Consider the following 17,932-nt stretch of genomic DNA (forward strand, 5'->3'; position numbering starts at 1 on the left):
ATCCCTGCATTAGAAAAGCTGGGATGCTTTGATTTTTTTTGGTTTTTATATTTTTAAGTTATTCGCTTATAGGCTCTAACACTTCTGTGGTTTTAGTTTTTAATTTATTTATCAATTGATGAATATCTTCTTTTATCATCAGTAAAACAGGAATCAAAATAAGTGTGATTACGGTGGCAAACATGATGCCGTAGGCAAGAGATACAGCGGCCGGAATGAGCATTTGTGCTTGTCTTGATGTTTCCCAAAGAATTGGAATTAAGCCCGCAAAAGTAGTAAAAGAGGTCAGTAATACGGCACGAAGGCGGCTTCGACACGCGAGACTGATGGCTTTTTTAACGTGACTGGTTTCATGGCGGAGGTCGTTGAAACGAGATACGAGCAATAGACTGTCATTTACCACAACACCGCTGAGCGCAAGTATGCCGTTTAGAGAAAAAATTCCCAATGCCAGGTTGTTCATCCAATGGCCAAGCAATGCACCAATGATGCCGAATGGAATCGCCATCATGATGATAAGCGGCTGAGAGTAAGATTTTAAGGGTATCGCCAAAAGCCCATAAATGATCAATAAGGCAATCAGAAACATCTCAGACATAGATGACTGTGTTTTTTCTCTCTGTTCTGCTTCTCCAGAAAAATAAATAGAGACACCGGCGAATTGACGCTTCATCTGCGGTACAACGGCACCTTGTAGGTATTCAACGACTTCCGTCGATGACATGGTATCTTTGTCGACTTCAGCGGATAGATACAAAGAGCGTTTGCCATCGATGCGAATAATACGAGTTTCTGCATCTTCTTGAGATAGTGTGGCGACAGTCGATAAAGGGACGCGAGTGCCATCGTCTAAAACGACTTTAGTGTTCATCACTGCTGCAGGCGACTCTTTTTGTTCACTTGGGTAACCTAGGTGGACTTCGACTTCAGAGTTGTCTCGTTGATATTCTTGCACCACTTGGCCATCAAAATTACGAGCGACTTGAGTTGCTAGATTACTGGTGGATAAGCCTAATAGTCGTCCTTGATCCGTTAGTTTTAGTGTGAGTCGAGACTCGGTTGGTTCATTATTTTGTTCGATACCAGTTACAGCAGGAAGGGTCGCTAACTGCTTTAATAGCTCTTCCATAGCGCCATTAAGGACGCTGCTGTCATTGCCTCGTAATTCTACCTTTAGCGCATCGACCGTTTCACGGGCACTGCGAATTCGTAGGTTTTTGACACCTTCTGACATGCCCGAAAGCTGTTGCCATTTGCTGGCAAACTGCGCAGACGTGTAGGGACGATTATCGTCAAGTTCAATACGAATATTTCCAGATTGGTCATCGCTCGCGGTCACTTGAATGTTTTTGATCGCCACCTCGCCTTTGGGTTTAGATGGTGCTTCTGGTTGATTTGAGGTGCTTGTCTTTGAAGTACTTGGTAGTGATGGCTTAGCTTGTTCAATATTGTCTGCCGTTGGTCGTTTACGTTCATTATTGTCGCTGCGCAAAGCAATGTCGGCTTGGTAGGCTTTTTGTTCTAGTTCCAGCAGTACTTTGTTGGTTTGCCCATAGCTGACGTCGTTGTACATGGTTAATTCGCCCCGTACCGTATCGCCCGGAATTTGTGGGAAAAAACTCACGCGAATAGCTCCAGTAAATGGCATGGAAATAACTAAAATAAAGGTAGCGATAAATAGTAGACTAACGGCGTATCGATAATTCAGAGCTAAATCTATTGTTGGGCGATAAATGTGTTCGCTGAACCATTGTAGAGAGTAATCTGCCCCTTTTTGAACCATTGCCCATGCTTTGGATATCGGGTTAGTACTAGTCGATTTTTGCGTATTTATATGTGCAAGGTGAGCGGGTAAGATAATTTTAGATTCGATTACAGATAGCACCAAACAAATGGCCACAACGGTAGCAAATTGAGAATACAGCTGACCTAAACGACCTTCGATATTCGATAAAGCCCAGAATGCTGCAACGGTGGTGAAAACACCAAATAACGTAGGAATGGCGACCAACATAGTACCTTTTATGGTATTGCCTATAGTGTCGCCTTCCTTTGACCGAACGGTATAAACACTTTCCCCTACGACAACCGCATCATCCACAACTATCCCCAAGGCCATAATAAAGCCAAAGGTGGTAAACATGTTTAATGTTAGGCCAATACTTTCCGTCCCCATAAAAAATAAAGTGCCGAAAAAAATGAAAGGCAATCCCATAGCAACCCAAAAGGCTACCGTGACGTTCAGAAATATGGCCAGCAAGACAAAGACAAGCGAGACGCCTGTGATGGCGTTCTCTACCATCAATTCCAGCCGTTGATTAATCGATTCGCTGCGATCATACCAGGTGCCGAGTTTTACATTGGCTGGTAAACGTCCGCTGTCTCGCCAATCTTGAATGACGGCTTTTGCACCAGTGACGGAGTTGGAAATATCACTGGTACCGGTAGTGAGAATCTGGATTCCTAAGCTATTTTGGCGGTTAAATCTGGATAAAACATAGTCATCTTCGTCAAATGTGTCACGTATGTTAGCGATATTACCCAGTAAAACTTTTCCTCCAGATGTGTTGGTAAGGACTGGGATGCGTGAAAACTCGCTTTTTATATAGGCTTGTTCAGATGCGCTGATGGTAAGATAAATGTTTTCGTCTCGTAGGGTTGCCACTTGAGCGGGGGAGGATTCTGCGTTAATAGCTGTGGCAATATCCGATAAAGTGAGTCCGTAAGCTTCAAGTTTGTTTTTATCAATGTCGATCATAATGGCTGGATCTAGCCAACCAGAAATAGAGGTTGCGCTGATGTTTTCATTTGCCAATAGATCAGATTCTAATTCATTGGTTAGCTGTTGTAGGGTGCGTCGATCGGTTTCACCATAGAGTTGAATCCAAATTGAATGCTCTTCTCGGGTAGCCTTGGTCACGACAGCCGGATCTGCTTCGTCAGGAAATGAAGAGATTTGATCAACCTTATCTTTGACATCGTCCAGCAGAGTATCGATGTCGTAACCATCTAACATTTCAATACTGGTACTTGTTGCACTGGCGGTGGATGATGTTGTAATGGTTTTTATACCAGATACACCTTGTAAGGCTTCTTCTAGCGGGATTGCTATTCCTTCTTCATTTTCTTTGGCGGAACCGCTGTCATTACTGACGGAAATTGCTACGCGATTAGGCGTTAGGCTTGGGAAGGCTTCCTTGTTTAGCGATCCCATGTTTAGAACGCCCAAGCTAATAATTAAAATTAGCAGTAGGTTTGCGGCAACAGGGTTATTGGCAAACCATGGAATAATACCTTTTGGTTGATCTGTCGGACTCATGGTTTCACGCTCGTATCAGTCGATGTAGAGGTAGTAAGTGGTTGAGCAAGCGTGCCTTTTAAATAGCTATTGTAGGGTTGAACAAGTACTTGATACGTTTTCTGACGCATGGACTCAGGTACTTCTATATAAACGTATTTAGAGTCCACAAAGCGAGGCGTGGTTTCAAAAGCCGCCAAACGGCTATCTTGATCTATGTACCAAATTTCACTTTTTTGGCTTAATGCGGTATTAGGCAACCGCCAAAGGTTATCAAGACGTTTGCCTTGAATAGATATCTCGACAAAGGCGCCCGGAATTAATGCTGGAGACTGGTCGAGTGGTTTCTCTAAACTCACCAGTAAACTGCGCATGCGTGTTGTTTCGTCTATATGTTGGTTGATGCTTAAAATTTCACCTTGCCAAGAATTCTTGTCATCAATACTTGATATTAATGCTGGCCAGCCTTGTTTTAATAGTGTTTTTGTATCTGGAAGCTTCAGCCAATCACTATTCGATAAATCAACTTTAATTTCGGCTCGATCGATACTATAGAGTGTACCAACCTCGCTTCCAGAGCTTAGGTACGAACCAAGGGAAACGCTACGAGCGACAACCAAAGCATTAAAAGGTGCCGTGAGTTGAGTGTGCTTTAATTGAGCTTGTGCGTTATTTAATGCCGCCTTGGCTGATTCCACGTCTGCACGCGCCGCTTTTAATTGTGGCTCGCGTAACACTAAGTCCGAATCTGGATCGCCTTTAAACCCCGCGGCTTCCCATTCTGCATTGGCTTGTTCGCCTTGGCGAATTTCTTCCTTCAGTGCCAATTCTGCTGTTGCTAAAGTATTTTTAGCGCTAGCCACGTTACTGTTTAGTTCGGTGTTTTGTAGTTGGCCTAAAAGGTGTCCTTTTTTGATGATTTGGCCAGACTCAAATTTGTCTGAAAGACTAATTACTTCGCCACTTACTTGGCTTGTCATTGTTAAAGAGTATCTTGGTTTAACTATGCCTGATGCTTTTATTGCTGCGGAATAGCTGCCTATATTGGCGCTTAGAGTGGATATTTCTAAGGCTTGCTCTGGTGTCGCAGGGCGCGGTGTTTGTACCCGGTTTTGTTGAGCTTTAATAGCGTGAGACACGTATAGATAGGCGCCAGCTATTGCAACACCAGCGAGTAGTAAAGTGATCCATCGAGAAAGGTGTTTCATTAAGGTTTTACTCCAAGCCCAAGTGCAAGCCCCAAATCAACTCTGTTTGATAGGTGCTGATAATTTAAATTGTCCAGTTGTGCTTCTAAATCAAACGCAGTGGTTTGTGCGCTGATCAAATCGTTCAGCTCGACTAATCCTGTACGGTATTTTTTTTCATACTGAGTGAGGTTCTTTTTGGCGCTGAGAAGGGCGTCGTGTATATGTTGAACTTGCTGGGATAGCACTCGCTCTTGTCCTAAGGTGTTTTCTACTTCGTTGACGGCTGTCAGCAAGGTATCACGGTAATCTTGATAGGCTTGGGCGGTTTTTAGTTTGGCGATTTCAGCAGCAGCTTTTAGTTGCCCACCTTGGTAAAGAGGTTGGGTTATTTGTGCTAATAAAGACCAAATAGGAGAACCAAATAGAGCTGCGCTTGGAGAGGTTGCTGTCTCACTTAATGTTGCACTTAGGCTGATGCTGGGTAGCATGTCTTTATAAGCGACGGAGGTATTTAAATCAGCGGCTTCAATTGCCAAATACGCGGCTTTTAAGTCCGGTCTACGTTGTAAGTTTTGTTGTGGCAAATCACTCAGAGTAAGGCTGACGTCTGGATAGCTTTGATTTGCAAGGAAATCCAAAGTATTTGTTTCTCCCAAATAAAGTTGTAAGTTACGTATTTCAATAGCGAGATTTTCTTTGTACTCCACAACGTCGGCTTTAGATTGGGAAGTCGAGGTGCGCGATTCATCAAGCTCTTCCAAATTGCCAAGGCCATTTTTAAAGCGTTTTAGAATGAGCTTTTCGTTGGCTTCTAAAAGCGTTAGACGTTTTTGTTCGATATCAATAGCATGTTGTTTTTCGGTAATGGCTAGCCAAGTTTTAATGACATTAGCGACCAAGGTGTCGCGGCTGGCTTGATATAAGGCTTCCTCACTGGCAAGTGTCTTAGCTGTAGCTTGTTCTGCTTGAGCGAGTTTTTGCCATAAGTCTGCTTCCCAGCTAATACTTAAACTGGCTTTATAGTTGCTGTCGCTGCCTTCGGATTTGCTGCCAGAAAAGCCCGCTTCGATGCTAGGTAAAGAGTCGCCTTGCTGGCTTTTTAAGCTCCACAAACTGGCTTTTAGCGTTAGTTGCGTTTTTTGTAGGCTAGGATTAGCTTCGAGAGCCTTGGTAATTAAATCGTCTAATTGTTCGTCTTTAATTAGGTCTGTTAAATAGCTTGCAGGGGCAACATTATCCATTGTTTGCCACTGTGATGTTTTGATTTCACTTGTTGTATCTAATTCTTGTTGTGCTAGCTCTGCATAGTCTTTGCGTTTTTCTGTACTGCTACAGGCCGCTAATATTAAGCTGAAACAGAGCACCCCTAGATTTACAAAAGACCGATTGAGCATGTAGTGTGTCCTAGTCAAAGAGCTAAGTTGGCAGCGCTTTTAAACTACCTTTCATTAGTGAATAAGCAAGATGCTCGATTATTACGTTTTTGGGGCAAGGCTTTAAGTGTATTTGCGTTTCTTTACAGTTATTGTTTCTCTAAAATCGTAAGCGTACTATTTCTGAAATGATGTAGGAACTCTGACATTCGCTTGGGTAAGCTGCCATATGGGTAGAGTAAGTAAACGGGTATCAAGGGAAGTTGCCATTGTGGCAGTACTCTGACCAAATCACCTGGGTGGTGTTTTTCTCTCATGGCTACCATGTAATCAGGTAAGACACCTACACCTTTTCCTCTGGCTATTTGCTCAAGTTGCATGGCAATTTGGTCTGTCCATATTTGAGACTTTGGTATTTGAACGCGTTTTCTACCATCTTCAGCGTGCCGTAACTCTAAATCTCCTGCTGGCTGATAAAAATGGTGAAAGTTCACCCATGGAATATCTTCCAACCCATCAATATCTTCTAATTTGGTATTTTCTTGCTGAAATGTTTTAGAAGCATAGAGGCCGCATGTTAAGTGTCCTAGCATTTCTTCTTTGAACTTAGATGGTTGCAAAGTCCCTAACCAAATTCCGATGTCAGATTGCTCTAATTCAGAAAAGATTGAAGTTGTTTTAAGAGAAATACTGATTTCAGGGTGATTGTCAGCAAACTTAATAATCTCTTTTGGTAACCAAGAGCGAGCCAAGCCGTAATAGGCCGTAATAGTTAATTCTCCTACTACTGAGTCCTGAAGTGTGTCGATGGTTTTCTGGGCCAGTTTTGTCGCATCTAGTATTTTGCAGGCATGAGGATAGAAGGCCTTGCCGGCAGCGTTTGGGAGTATTTTATTTGCTTGACGCAAGAGAAGGGCTTGCCCAACACAGGCTTCTAAATGGGAAATTCGTCGGCTCAGTGTTGATTTAGAGACTTCAAGTTGTTTGGCCGCTTTTGTTAGGTTCTCTGTCTCAATTAACGTTATAAAGCTATATAGATCGTTTATATCATACATTTTTGTATACCTATTTTTTAATGTCATGTTGCTGTTCATTCCATAACTAGGAACAAGATGTTCCGAGGTTTTTTTCAAATTATTATGTGAGAATACTAATGGTAACCAATATCATTTATATAGGGTGTATATATGACATCACAGCTTAGCTGTTGCGCTTTTAGCGTATTGTACAAATCGCTCATTTTGACAGCATCACTTACTTTATGCAGCCAAGCTCAAGCGCAAATATCTATTTCACCAGAAGATCTAGTTAAACAAGGTCTATTGGCAGGGGCTAACTATCCTGGTCTTACAAGTCTTTGTGAAATCGATCGTCCGCTAAAAATTGCCGGCGATCGACGTCGATCCATAAATAAGAGATCGCCACTGACAGACGAAGAACGTGCTCAGCGAGCAGAAAGGTCAATGTTAGCGCCACTTCGAGTATTTGATAACTTGTACTTTGTTGGTAACCGTTCTGTAGCCAGTTGGGTAATTCAAACCTCAGATGGGTTAATTCTTATTGATGCAATGAACAGCAATCGCCAATCTGAAGCGATTATAGCGGAAGGGATTCGCTCCTTAGGTATGGATCCGAATGATATTCGTTATTTGATCATTACTCATGCTCATGGTGACCATTATGGTGGCCAAGAATACATCGTAAATGAATTTAAACCGCGAGTCGTGATGAGCGAGGCGGATTGGACTGAATTAGAAAAACCAGAGCCTGAAATTTTTAACCCTAAATGGGGGCTGGCGCCAACCCGTGATATCAGTATTGAAGATGGTCATGTGATTGAATTAGGGGATACAAAAGTCGAGCTTTATGTGACTCCTGGCCATACTTTAGGCACCATTTCGCTTATTTTTCCGGTAAAAGATGGCCAGCAAAAACACATGGCTGCTATGTGGGGTGGTACTGGATTGAACTTTGGACCGAATATCGAACGCCTACAAATGTATACAGATTCAGCGGCGCGTTTCAAGCAATTGGCAGATAACAAAGCTGTCGATGTATTTCTATCCAATCACCCGACCAGAGACAATAGCGTAGAGCGGATGCAAGCCTTGTTGCAACGTCAAATTGATCAGCCGCATCCGTTTGTGGATACGAATGCAACAGGCGCTTTTGCGTTGCTGCGCGATTGCAGTCTGGCTCGAGTGGTAAAAATTTCGAATTATCAAGATAGAGTCCAAAAAAACACCCCTTAACGAATGAATTTTTGAGTGTGATTTTATGAATAAATATCGTTTATTGCTGACAACGGCAGCAGGTTTAAAGCTAAGTATGATTTCGACCGTTATCATGGCGGATACTAGTACAGATTTGTCTGAATTAGTGGTTTCGGCGTCTGGATATGAGCAAAAAATTAATGAAGCGCCAGCCAGTATTACCGTGATTGATCAAGAAACGATTAGTCAAGGCGCTTACAGAGATATCTCTGAGGTGCTTAGCCATGTTCCTGGTGTGTTCGCTACAGGAGGGGCATCTGGTAACGATATCTCCATTCGTGGTATGCCGACCAAATATACCTTGTTGTTGGTTGATGGTCGTCCACAGTCGTCTCGTGAATCACAGCCAAGTGGCGGTGGTGGAATGGATCAAGAGTGGTTGCCACCTTTAAAGTCCATTGAACGTATTGAGATTATCCGTGGGCCTATGTCGACTTTATATGGCGCCAATGCAATGGGTGGTGTGGTCAATATCATTACCCGTAAAGCCACAGATGAGTGGCATGGTAATGTTCGCTTTGATATGACTAAGCCTGAAGACGATATTTATGGTGGGAGTAAGCAAGCCTCCATTTATTTGGCTGGCCCTCTTATCGCAGATACGTTGAGTGTTCGTTTGGGAGCTCGTGGCCTTTCTAATGAAGAAGATGAAGTATCTCGTGGTGCCTCTGAAAAAGAAATCCATAACTACAACGCTCAATTGCGTTACACACCGAATGAGGATCATGCTTTTGATTTGGATTTCATGAAAAGCAATCAAAAGCGCATTACAACTATCGGTAAGTCTGCCGCAGGAAGTGCGCGAAGCGATAGTGAAACCCAAAACGATAAAAGCTCATTTGCCTTGACTCATACAGGGTCTTGGGGCGAGTTATCTGATACTACCTACCTACAAAGAGAAAGCACCTACAATGAAGGGCGTGATATGCGCATTACCAATTTGGTGCTGGACAGTCGATGGGTTATTCCTTCGCAAGAGCATGTTACTACCGTGGGAGGGAATGTCACTCAAGCCAAATTGAAAGATATGGAAAATGTTCTCGACAGTACGAAAATCAGTAATGATCAGTATTCGCTTTATGGTGAAGATGAATGGTTTTTTGCAGAAACATTGTCTTTAACGTCAGGAGTACGTCTAGACAAAAACGAGAACTTTGATAGTCAAATAAGCCCTCGGTTTTATGCTAATTGGTTTACCACGGACTCTTGGACTTTTAAAGCGGGCGTCGCTACGGGTTATCAAACTCCTGAGCTGCGCGAAATTACCAGTGGTTGGGTCCAGGATAGTCGTGGTGGTGATATCTATGGTAATCCAGATTTAAAGCCTGAAACCTCGCTTAGTAAAGAAATTGGTGTGATCTACAGCGCGGATAATAAGGTGATAAGTGCAACAGTGTTTGATAATCGTTTTGACGACAAAATCATGACTACCAGTTGCCCTACATCCATTTGTGCTGTGTCAGGTTCCCGTTATAACATCAATGTTGATGAGGCAAAGACGCAAGGCTTTGAGTTAAGTTCTGAATTCCAATTACGTAAAACGCTAAATTTGAGTGTGCGTTACACATATACCGAATCTGAACAGTTATCTGGCGAAAATAAAGGTCAGCCTTTGACGCAAATACCACTTCACTTATTTGCTACTTCATTGAATTGGCAATTATTGGATAAGGTAAAAGCTTGGGTAGATTATGAATACCGTGGCAAAGAGTCACAGGAAACCGGTTTGTCGAGTAATACTGAAACTCAGGCACCTTCTTATGATTTAATTCATTTGGGTATGCAATTGGAGCTAAGTGATCGTTTTGTTGTGCAGGCAGGTATTAACAATCTTACGAATCAAGAATTTGCATTTTCAGAATTTGGCTTTGTAGATGCAGGACGTGAATACTGGGCATCTTTAGAATACAGTTTCTAAATTAATGTTAATATTGGCATACAATGTGTGCCAATATTTTTATGGTTTTCTTGTTAAAAGTAATGTATCGATATTTCTTATTTAGATGCTTCTTTCAGTATCACATTAGCTAAGGTTTTAATTGCCCATTCGCGTTTTTCCACACTCTGCTCGCTGAAATTGAGCCGAAAGCAATTACGATATTTCCCTGTTGCCGAAAATAGTGGGCCTGGTGCAAAGCCAACGCCTTCTTCTCGGCAGCGTTCGACTAGCTTGACACTGTCAATACTTGAGTGAAGTTCTACCCAGAGAATGAAGCTGCCAGCAGGGTAGCTTACCCTTGTGCTGTTAGGTAGGTAGGTTTTTATAACACTCAGTAGATGATCTCGCTGTTGCTCATAGTCTTGCCTCATTTTTCGGATGTGTTTGTCGTAGCCGCCTAAGCGAATGAATTTTGCGATGGCAAGCTGAGAAAGAACTGGGCACATAGAACTGCTGACGTACTTAATATGAGTTACCTTGTCACGGTAACGCCCCGGCGCAATCCAGCCAACGCGCATTCCAGGGGCAATGGTTTTGGAAAAAGACGAACACAGTAGAACTCTGCCATCTTCATCAAAGGATTTGATGGTTTTAGGACGTGGGAATTGATACGAGATATCACCATAGATATCGTCTTCTATGATGGCAATATCATAGCTTTGTGCCAGCCGATAGAGTTGTTCTTTTTTGTCTTCTGGCATGGTGTAACCCATCGGGTTGTTGCAAGTTGGTGTGACAAAAATCGCCTTAATTGGCCATTGATCTAATGCCAGCTCTAAAGCTTCTAAGCTGATACCTGTTTCGGGATGGGTCGGGATTTCCATCGCTTTTAGGTTAGCAGCTTTGATCGCCTGCATGGAGCCATAGAAGCTTGGTGACTCGATAGCAATAATATCACCTGGTTCTGTCACTGCTCGCAAGCATACAGATAATGCTTCTTGGCAACCTGAAGTAACAACTAAATCGTCAGGGTGTAACTGACAACCGGATGCAACAGCAAGACGACAAAGTTGTATGCGTAATTCTTTCGTACCACGAATATCTGCGTAGCCTAATCCTAACTCTGGTTTTTGCTTGGTAAGGTCTGACAAGGTTTTAAGTAAGGGCTTTAATGTTGCTGATTTCATATTTGGCATAGCATGCTGCAATTGCACGCCTTTATTGCCACTGCGATTCATCAGCATGTTGAGTACTTCTTCCCATTGGGACACTTCCAGAGGGCGCTGGGGCGGCCTTGAGATACTTGGCAGATTGTCCTGCTTTTGTGAGCAAACAAAGTAGCCAGATTTCGGGCGTGCTTCTACCAGTAGCTCTTGCTCAAGTTGTCGATACGCTTCTTGTACCGTGGAGATACTAACCCCATGTTCTTGGGCTAATTGGCGCACAGAGGGTAGCTTGTCGCCAGGTTTATAAAAGTCATGCTGTATGTGCTCTCGTAAGCGATTGGCAAGTTTTTGATAAAGTGTCATTTGGCCCCCTTAAAACCCTTTTTGATATCTGTATTGATTATAAGATGTATATTTGCCTTTTATGACCATACAGATTCGGGTTTATTTGCCCATACAGTGTAATAAAATCCCTCACTGTATGTTTGATAAAGTGATTTTTTGAATCTGTATTGTATTTCTATCTTCTATTAAATTGGTTACTCAATACACATAGAGCGTATTTCGTTCTGATTTTTGTCATCTAAGGGAGAGTGCCATGCTGGTTGTTAGCTTATTCGTTTGTATCCAAAAAGGTGTGGAGCGTTTTCAAACACGTAAAAAATTAGCGTCCATCACTATTCAGCAGATGAGTGACATAGGGATGACAAAGGAGCTAAAAGATGCCGAATTAGCTCAGGCTACTTTGATCGGCTTTATTCGAGATGTTTTGTTTTTCATCAAAAATAAGGGGCGAATGGAATGATTGATGTATCATTTTTCTTGGCACTTGCCATGTTTGCTTTTGTGACTTCCGTGACACCTGGCCCGAATAACATTATGTTATTGGCGTCAGGAGCTCAGTTTGGCTTTCGTCGAACTCTACCGCATATGCTAGGGATTGTGCTTGGTGTTGCAAGCTTACTGCTGTCGACATTAATGGGGCTTGGTGCTTTGTTTACCTGGTACCCACCTTTGTACAGTGTATTAAAATGGGTCGGTTGCGCCTATTTGCTTTGGTTAGCGTGGAAAATTGGTAGTGCACCAGTGGGAAACTTGGAAACCACTGTTTCATCATCTCCAATGAATTGGTGGCAAGCTTTGCTTTTTCAATATGTTAATCCGAAAGCTTGGATGATGGCGATTGGCTGTGTCAGTTCATTTGCAATCGCGGGTGATTTATATGTCCAGTCTGGCTTTTGGATGATTGTTTTATTTGCAGCGATGGGTTTTCCGGCCATTTCTATTTGGGCATGGGCAGGAGTGAGTATTCGACGTTGGTTAACGGATCAAAAACGCCAACGAATCTTTAATTTTTGCATGGGAGTTGCCACAGCTTCTACGTTGTTGCTGATTATTGGTAATTAAATGCTCAAAATAGGAGTATTAAGTGACAGATGAACAGGAAGAGCAAAGTATTTTCAAGGGGCAGGAGTGGAGTCTTTATATGATAAAGACTCGCTTGAACACGCTTTATACTGGCATTAGTACGGATGTTGAGCGCCGCTTTAAAGAGCATTCAGGTATGAGTAAGCGAGGGGCACGCTACCTGAAAGGTAAAGGACCACTGGAATTAGTGTGGCATCAAACCGTCGGTTCGAAAAGTGATGCCTTAGTTTTGGAGCATAAGGTAAAGAAGTTAAATCGTCGCCAAAAAATAAGCCTTATAAATGGTGGTTTAGACCTTAGCGCATTGCGCCTCTGATCATGACAAGAATGAGCTTCTTAAGGCGTAATATAAGCTTGTCTTTCCAGTCAATCATTCGTAGCATGTTGTTTACTTTGTGATGACTTGCACTAGGGGGCAAGGAGCTATGATCAGTCATTTTGACCACATCGTTTTGACGGTGGCAAATATCGATAAGGCCGTGTCTTTTTACGAAACCGTGCTTAAAATGGAGCCTATAACCTTTGCTAACGGACGCAAAGCAATGCGCTTTGGTCAGCAAAAGATCAATCTTCAATTATTGGGCCAAGAGCTGCGCAACCATGCGATGGAAGGATCTGGAGATTTGTGCCTGATTACCTCTTGGAGTATGGCGGAAGTAATTGATCACCTGAAAAACTGCAAAGTGACCATTCTAGAAGGGCCAGTTAGCAAATCTGGAGCGCTAGGACCCATTCAATCTGTCTATTTTAATGATCCTGATAACAATCTGATTGAAGTCAGTGTCTACGAAGACGAACTTTCTAACGATGAGCAAGAAACTGACTAACGGCTTCTTGCACTGAAACATAACTTCGCTCTTCGTATACACCAAAACCGCTTAATTGTCGGGCTTTTACTTTAGTGAATATTGGTTGTGTTAGGCCTGTTAAGAAACGCGTAATCAATACCGCCGTGATTTGAGTCGTTGGGCTTTTACTGACTACATGTTGACTAAACAGCTGGACATATTCGGCAAGGTTTGCCCAGTTTTCAAGGTCATCATTCGTGTCTGTTGGTTGGGTAAAGGCAAGAGTTTTTCCGCGACAAACTGAGCAGTGGCCGCAGTGTTCTGGTGCGTTTTGGTCGCCAAAATAGCGTGCTAAGTTATGGTTCAAACAACGATTCAGCTGGAAGAAACGAATCATAGTTGCAATGCGTTCAATCTCGGCGTTTTGTTTTTCATCTACGTACTGGTGTAACTGACTGGCTAAGGTTTGATGATGAAAATGTTCTGTGTGGACTTGATAGACTTCGGTTAAGCCTTTACTTTCTAACGTCAGAACATTGTGATCCGCTGCAAATTCCAAGATCTGTAACACATCTCCACGAGATAACCCTGCTTCATTAAAAAGTTTGTCAAAATCAGGTGAGCCCCAGATTTTTTTGTATTGAATGCCTTTTAGAATAGCTTGGTAGGCGGCTTGCCATTCGGCTGGAATTTGGTTGGAAAAAGCGATTCTATCGCCTTCCCATTTGATTTTGACATCAGCGTAGAAGCTGTATTTTGGCGTAATGGCGTCTAATAATTCGAGTTGTACTAATAAAGTTTTTAGCGGTAAAGAACGAATGTTGGTGAGATTCGATAATCCGTATAGTTGTGTTTCCCATTCGCCTTCAAGGGTGTCTTTAGCAATAGAGCGCAGTAGATTATTGATGTCTTGAGGTTCTGGAGTGTCCCCATAAACAAAGTTTTCTAAGGTGCTTAAGCCTTCTAAATTGGCAAGTAAAACACATCGGCTAGGTTGATCGTCTCGTCCTGCACGGCCAATTTCTTGACTGTAATTTTCTATTGATTTGGGCAAATCAAAGTGTATGACTAAACGGATATCTGATTTGTCGATTCCCATCCCAAAGGCAATCGTTGCAATTATAATGCGTGTTTTACCGCTCATAAAGTTGGCTTGAATAGCGCTGCGAATATCGCTATTCAAGCCTGCATGATAGGCGACAGCTGAGTAGCCATCGGCTTGTAGAGCGCGAGCGACCTCTTCGGCCGTTTTCTGCTGAGTAACATAAACGATACTTGCGCCTTGGGCTTCATTGAGAATATTTTTTAAGGCGTTTAGTTTTTGATGGCTTTGTACGGGGATAAGGTCAATATCTAAGTTGTGTCGATAAAAGCCAGTTTGCACTATATGTTCAGGGTAAATGGCAAACTTTTGTGCCATATCTCTTTGTACTCGACGTGTTGCTGTGGCGGTTAATAGCAAGACTAATGGAATAGCCAATTCTTGTTGGTAAGAGGGCAGCTTTAGGTAGTCTGGTCTGAAGTTATGACCCCACTCGGAAATGCAGTGAGCTTCGTCGACCACTAACATGGAAATTGGAACGCGCTTGATAAACCGACGAAAACGTTCATTTTTAAAGCGTTCAACCGAGATCATTAAAATCTTAATAGCGCCACTCTGTACGCCAGACATAACCGCTTGGCTTTCATCTTTGCTTTGGCTGGAATCTAAACAAGCCGCAGGAATGCCTTTTGAGGTTAAAAAGGCCAATTGATCGTGCATCAAGGCAATTAATGGCGAGATGACTAATGTTAAATTAGGTAATTGAGTAGCAGTGAATTGATAGCACAAGGATTTACCAGAGCCTGTTGGAAAAACGGCGAGAGATGAATGCCCTGCAAGAAGTTGTTCAATGGTTTGCTTTTGACCTTCACGAAACTCGTTAAAACCGAACAGCGATTGTAGCGATTGTTCTAATGGTGTTGTATTTAAAGACCTTGCATCTAAAGGCATCATCGAGAAATTTGTCCCCATTCTAATTCGCATTTTTTTAGTTCATTTAAGTGGTTGATCCAATAGTCTTCACTGCCAAACCAAGTGAATGCTTTCGTGAAAGCTGGGTCATGCCAACGGCTTTGTAGCCAAGCCGCATAGCTAATTACTCGCACACATTTGAATACATCGACTAAATCTAATTCGCGGGTTTCAAAAGGCAAATAGGTTTCATAGCCTTCAATAATTTCGCTTAACTGTTGTCTGGGGTTCTCGGTCTGAGTGATATGCAGCCACAAATCTTGGACGGCAACGCCATTCTGGCAATCATCAAAATCGACTAAGTGAAATTGTCCGTCATGCAGCATTAAATTACTACGGTGGCAGTCGCCGTGAATTGGGCGCAGCTGGGTAGGCCAATAGCTCTTTATACTGGCTTCGCACTGATCTCGTAGTGTTTGGATTTGTTTCTTGTAAATCGGTTTGAGTTTTTCTGGTAGCTGTAGTGCTTTGGTTAGTTCTGCGTGTCCGAATAAAGTGCGCCCAGTTAAAATTTGATTAGCAGCATCGTCCATTTGTGACAAAGGAGATACGCTGATACGGTCTTGAAAGGGCGTTGTTTGTATATTGCTGTGGAGCTGGCCGATGAGTTCGCCAATTTGATAAAGCTGATCTAGGTTGTCCGCCTCTGGGTGTTGCCCAATTAATCTTGGAGACAGGCAGAAGTACATGCCTTTGTGGCGAAGCAAACTCTCGCCATTAAACTTTATTGGAGCGACGACAGGAACGCCTGCGGCGTGGAGTTGTAATAATGTTTGGTGTTCTTCTCTAATTTGTCTCTCATTCCAGCGTTCCGGGCGGTAAAATTTTGCTATGACAGGCGACGCATCTTCGATACCAATTTGATAAACCCTGTTTTCATAGCTATTTAGTGGGTAGATGCGCGAGTCACTCCATAAGCCAGTGGACTCTACGGCATCTAAAATGACATCAGGAATAAGGGACGAAAAAGAATGAGTAGCCGTCATAATGGATGCTCTGATAGTAAAGGATAAAAATGTGTAAGTGGCGGTAACGCCAATTTGAAGATCAGCGCATGACCATAACGGTGCAAGGCGATTATAGCAAGCCGAGACGTTTCTTTAGCGTGTGTTTTTGAGCATCGGTAAGAGGCGAAGCTTGCCCTGATTTTATTAGGCGATTCCATTGCTTCCAAGATTTAATGGCTTCACCAAGATGATCCCTAGCTAAGTATTGTTGAATCTCTATTCGAAAAGAGTTGGATATCGCTGCTGGGTTGGTTTTCCCAAAGGAACGAAGACGGATAAGCGTGCGTTTAAATTTATCAGCTAGCTTGGAGTTATCTGAATGGCTTGTCATCATATTGGTTAAGCACTTCAAATACTCATAATAATGCTCGACTTTCTCTTGGCTAGAATCTCGAGTTAACCTTATGACTTTTGAATAAGCATGTTCGGCTGTAGACCAATCTTTTAGTTGCATACTGATTTGAGCAAGTCGAAGTGAGCGGTCTGTTGCGCGTGGAGAGACTTCTAAAACACTGCTCATCACCGTTTGAGCAGCTTCTAGATTTCCCTGGTCTTCGTATGCGTCTGCTAACAAGTCATAAGCAGATAAAAAATGGCGACTTAGGGCAATAGTGTGTTCTAGTTTTTTTATGGCTGCAGCGACAGTACCGAGTTTAAGCTCACATAATGCGATACCATAATGTGCCCAAGCAAGGTTCTTATTTTTTTGAATGATAAGCATGTAGTGGCTTTTAGCGTCTTTGTAGCGGCCACGAGCGTAAAGTGATTCGCCAATTATTTTTAAGCATTGACTGGCAAGGTTAGGATGCTTTGCCATGATGGCTTTAGCTTGAGACTCCATTTTTTCAAAATCATTTTCTTTTCTGGCGGTATTGATGCCTTCAAAGGTTTTCTTTTGTTGTTGGACTCGTTCGAATCGGCGAAAAAAGGCGGCGGGTGGAAAGGGTTTTACAAGATAGCTATCTGGTTGATATTCCAACACGCTAACAACACTTTCATAAGCTGTGTCGGCGGTAATCATAATAAAAATAGTGGAATGATCTTGGGAGTAATTCTTGCGAGAGGTTTCTAAAATTTGCTGCCCGTCGATACTCCCGCCAAGATTAAAGTCTGATAACACGACATCATAAGGCCTTTCTAATATTCGCTTTATAGCGGATTGTCCCGAAGGTTCTACATCAATATTGGAATAGCCCATGGATGTCATTAAAGACTTCAGCATAAGACGCATTTCTCCAAGATCTTCGATAATCAGAACGCGTTTTTTTGATATATCGATAAGTTCTTGATGAATATCCTTTTTGTTATCCATGTCCAGAGAGCTTACATTGGTCAAAAGCAAATCCTAGCTGTAAATACTTGAAAAAAGAGCAGCTCCTTGTTTATAGCATGGGGCAAGCTAAAACACTAAAATAATTCACCTGAAAAGAGGCTAAAAATGAAAGGCAAGGTGGTATTTGACGATAATCCCCCACCCAAAAGGTCGGGCATTATCGTAGGGAAATTAATAACGGCG

At 42.6% G+C, this 17,932-nt stretch carries 14 protein-coding genes; 6 read left to right on the forward strand and 8 right to left on the reverse strand.

Features of this window, described 5'->3' with window-relative positions; all coding sequences use genetic code 11:
- Positions 1-58: 58 nt before the first annotated feature.
- The 4 genes from DFP80_RS00395 to DFP80_RS00410 form a co-directional block, all read right to left on the reverse strand.
- Positions 59-3,319 carry an efflux RND transporter permease subunit gene (locus DFP80_RS00395; protein ID WP_113914834.1) on the reverse strand — a complete coding sequence of 1,087 codons (3,261 nt, stop codon included), beginning with the start codon at positions 3,317-3,319 and terminating at the stop codon, positions 59-61.
- Positions 3,316-4,506: an efflux RND transporter periplasmic adaptor subunit gene (locus DFP80_RS00400; protein WP_113914835.1), complete on the reverse strand. Its 1,191-nt coding sequence runs from the start codon at positions 4,504-4,506 to the stop codon at positions 3,316-3,318. Before DFP80_RS00400 ends, DFP80_RS00395 begins: the two co-directional genes overlap by 4 nt.
- On the reverse strand, positions 4,506-5,882 hold the full coding sequence (locus tag DFP80_RS00405) for a TolC family protein (protein ID WP_113914836.1): 1,377 nt from the start codon (positions 5,880-5,882) through the stop codon (positions 4,506-4,508). Before DFP80_RS00405 ends, DFP80_RS00400 begins: the two co-directional genes overlap by 1 nt.
- A gap of 128 nt (positions 5,883-6,010) precedes the next feature.
- Positions 6,011-6,916, reverse strand: coding sequence for a LysR family transcriptional regulator (locus tag DFP80_RS00410; protein ID WP_113914837.1), 906 nt, complete (start codon positions 6,914-6,916; stop codon positions 6,011-6,013).
- Positions 6,917-7,048: 132 nt separating this feature from the next.
- Between DFP80_RS00410 and DFP80_RS00415 the strand changes: the two genes are divergently transcribed.
- Positions 7,049-8,113 (forward strand): MBL fold metallo-hydrolase, encoded by a 1,065-nt coding sequence (locus tag DFP80_RS00415; protein ID WP_113914838.1) that lies wholly within the window; start codon positions 7,049-7,051, stop codon positions 8,111-8,113.
- Between the two features lie 25 nt (positions 8,114-8,138).
- Positions 8,139-10,052 carry a TonB-dependent receptor domain-containing protein gene (locus DFP80_RS00420; RefSeq protein ID WP_113914839.1) on the forward strand — a complete coding sequence of 638 codons (1,914 nt, stop codon included), beginning with the start codon at positions 8,139-8,141 and terminating at the stop codon, positions 10,050-10,052.
- A 77-nt stretch (positions 10,053-10,129) separates the two neighbouring features.
- Here DFP80_RS00420 and DFP80_RS00425 read toward each other — a convergent pair whose 3' ends face one another.
- Positions 10,130-11,542, reverse strand: a complete 1,413-nt coding sequence (locus tag DFP80_RS00425) for an aminotransferase-like domain-containing protein (RefSeq protein WP_113914840.1) — start codon at positions 11,540-11,542, stop codon at positions 10,130-10,132.
- Between the two features lie 235 nt (positions 11,543-11,777).
- On the opposite strand from DFP80_RS00425, the gene DFP80_RS00430 reads away from it, so the two are divergent.
- The 4 genes from DFP80_RS00430 to DFP80_RS00445 all read left to right on the forward strand — a co-directional run bounded on the left by DFP80_RS00430 (position 11,778) and on the right by DFP80_RS00445 (position 13,434).
- Complete coding sequence (locus DFP80_RS00430; RefSeq protein WP_113914841.1) at positions 11,778-11,984, forward strand: hypothetical protein; 207 nt, start codon at positions 11,778-11,780, stop codon at positions 11,982-11,984.
- Entirely contained in the window at positions 11,981-12,586 is a 606-nt protein-coding gene (locus DFP80_RS00435; protein ID WP_113914842.1) for a LysE family translocator, read from the forward strand. Before DFP80_RS00430 ends, DFP80_RS00435 begins: the two co-directional genes overlap by 4 nt.
- Positions 12,587-12,608: 22 nt before the next feature.
- Positions 12,609-12,923 carry a GIY-YIG nuclease family protein gene (locus tag DFP80_RS00440; protein ID WP_113914843.1) on the forward strand — a complete coding sequence of 105 codons (315 nt, stop codon included), beginning with the start codon at positions 12,609-12,611 and terminating at the stop codon, positions 12,921-12,923.
- A 109-nt stretch (positions 12,924-13,032) separates the two neighbouring features.
- Positions 13,033-13,434: a VOC family protein gene (locus DFP80_RS00445; protein ID WP_113914844.1), complete on the forward strand. Its 402-nt coding sequence runs from the start codon at positions 13,033-13,035 to the stop codon at positions 13,432-13,434.
- Here DFP80_RS00445 and DFP80_RS00450 read toward each other — a convergent pair.
- The 3 genes from DFP80_RS00450 to DFP80_RS00460 form a co-directional block, all read right to left on the reverse strand.
- Entirely contained in the window at positions 13,409-15,421 is a 2,013-nt protein-coding gene (locus DFP80_RS00450; protein WP_309472351.1) for a RecQ family ATP-dependent DNA helicase, read from the reverse strand. The genes DFP80_RS00445 and DFP80_RS00450 overlap by 26 nt on opposite strands.
- On the reverse strand, positions 15,388-16,395 hold the full coding sequence (locus DFP80_RS00455; protein ID WP_113914845.1) for a serine/threonine protein kinase: 1,008 nt from the start codon (positions 16,393-16,395) through the stop codon (positions 15,388-15,390). Before DFP80_RS00455 ends, DFP80_RS00450 begins: the two co-directional genes overlap by 34 nt.
- A gap of 91 nt (positions 16,396-16,486) precedes the next feature.
- The gene (locus DFP80_RS00460; protein ID WP_113914846.1) at positions 16,487-17,752 is read right to left on the reverse strand and encodes a response regulator; all 1,266 of its coding nucleotides are present in this window, start codon (positions 17,750-17,752) and stop codon (positions 16,487-16,489) included.
- Between the last annotated feature and the right edge of the window lie 180 nt (positions 17,753-17,932).

The sequence above is a fragment of the Marinomonas rhizomae genome, from assembly GCF_003315485.1.
GTDB classification, from domain to species: domain Bacteria; phylum Pseudomonadota; class Gammaproteobacteria; order Pseudomonadales; family Marinomonadaceae; genus Marinomonas; species Marinomonas rhizomae.

Coding starts and splice junctions, on each gene's coding strand:
- DFP80_RS00400 (WP_113914835.1), bottom strand. CDS start 4,506: ATGAAACACCTTTCTCGATGGATCACTTTACTACTCGCTGGTGTTGCA.
- DFP80_RS00450 (WP_309472351.1), bottom strand. CDS start 15,421: ATGCGAATTAGAATGGGGACAAATTTCTCGATGATGCCTTTAGATGCA.
- DFP80_RS00445 (WP_113914844.1), top strand. CDS start 13,033: ATGATCAGTCATTTTGACCACATCGTTTTGACGGTGGCAAATATCGAT.
- DFP80_RS00395 (WP_113914834.1), bottom strand. CDS start 3,319: ATGAGTCCGACAGATCAACCAAAAGGTATTATTCCATGGTTTGCCAAT.
- DFP80_RS00425 (WP_113914840.1), bottom strand. CDS start 11,542: ATGACACTTTATCAAAAACTTGCCAATCGCTTACGAGAGCACATACAG.
- DFP80_RS00410 (WP_113914837.1), bottom strand. CDS start 6,916: ATGTATGATATAAACGATCTATATAGCTTTATAACGTTAATTGAGACA.
- DFP80_RS00405 (WP_113914836.1), bottom strand. CDS start 5,882: ATGCTCAATCGGTCTTTTGTAAATCTAGGGGTGCTCTGTTTCAGCTTA.
- DFP80_RS00435 (WP_113914842.1), top strand. CDS start 11,981: ATGATTGATGTATCATTTTTCTTGGCACTTGCCATGTTTGCTTTTGTG.
- DFP80_RS00415 (WP_113914838.1), top strand. CDS start 7,049: ATGACATCACAGCTTAGCTGTTGCGCTTTTAGCGTATTGTACAAATCG.
- DFP80_RS00420 (WP_113914839.1), top strand. CDS start 8,139: ATGAATAAATATCGTTTATTGCTGACAACGGCAGCAGGTTTAAAGCTA.
- DFP80_RS00430 (WP_113914841.1), top strand. CDS start 11,778: ATGCTGGTTGTTAGCTTATTCGTTTGTATCCAAAAAGGTGTGGAGCGT.
- DFP80_RS00455 (WP_113914845.1), bottom strand. CDS start 16,395: ATGACGGCTACTCATTCTTTTTCGTCCCTTATTCCTGATGTCATTTTA.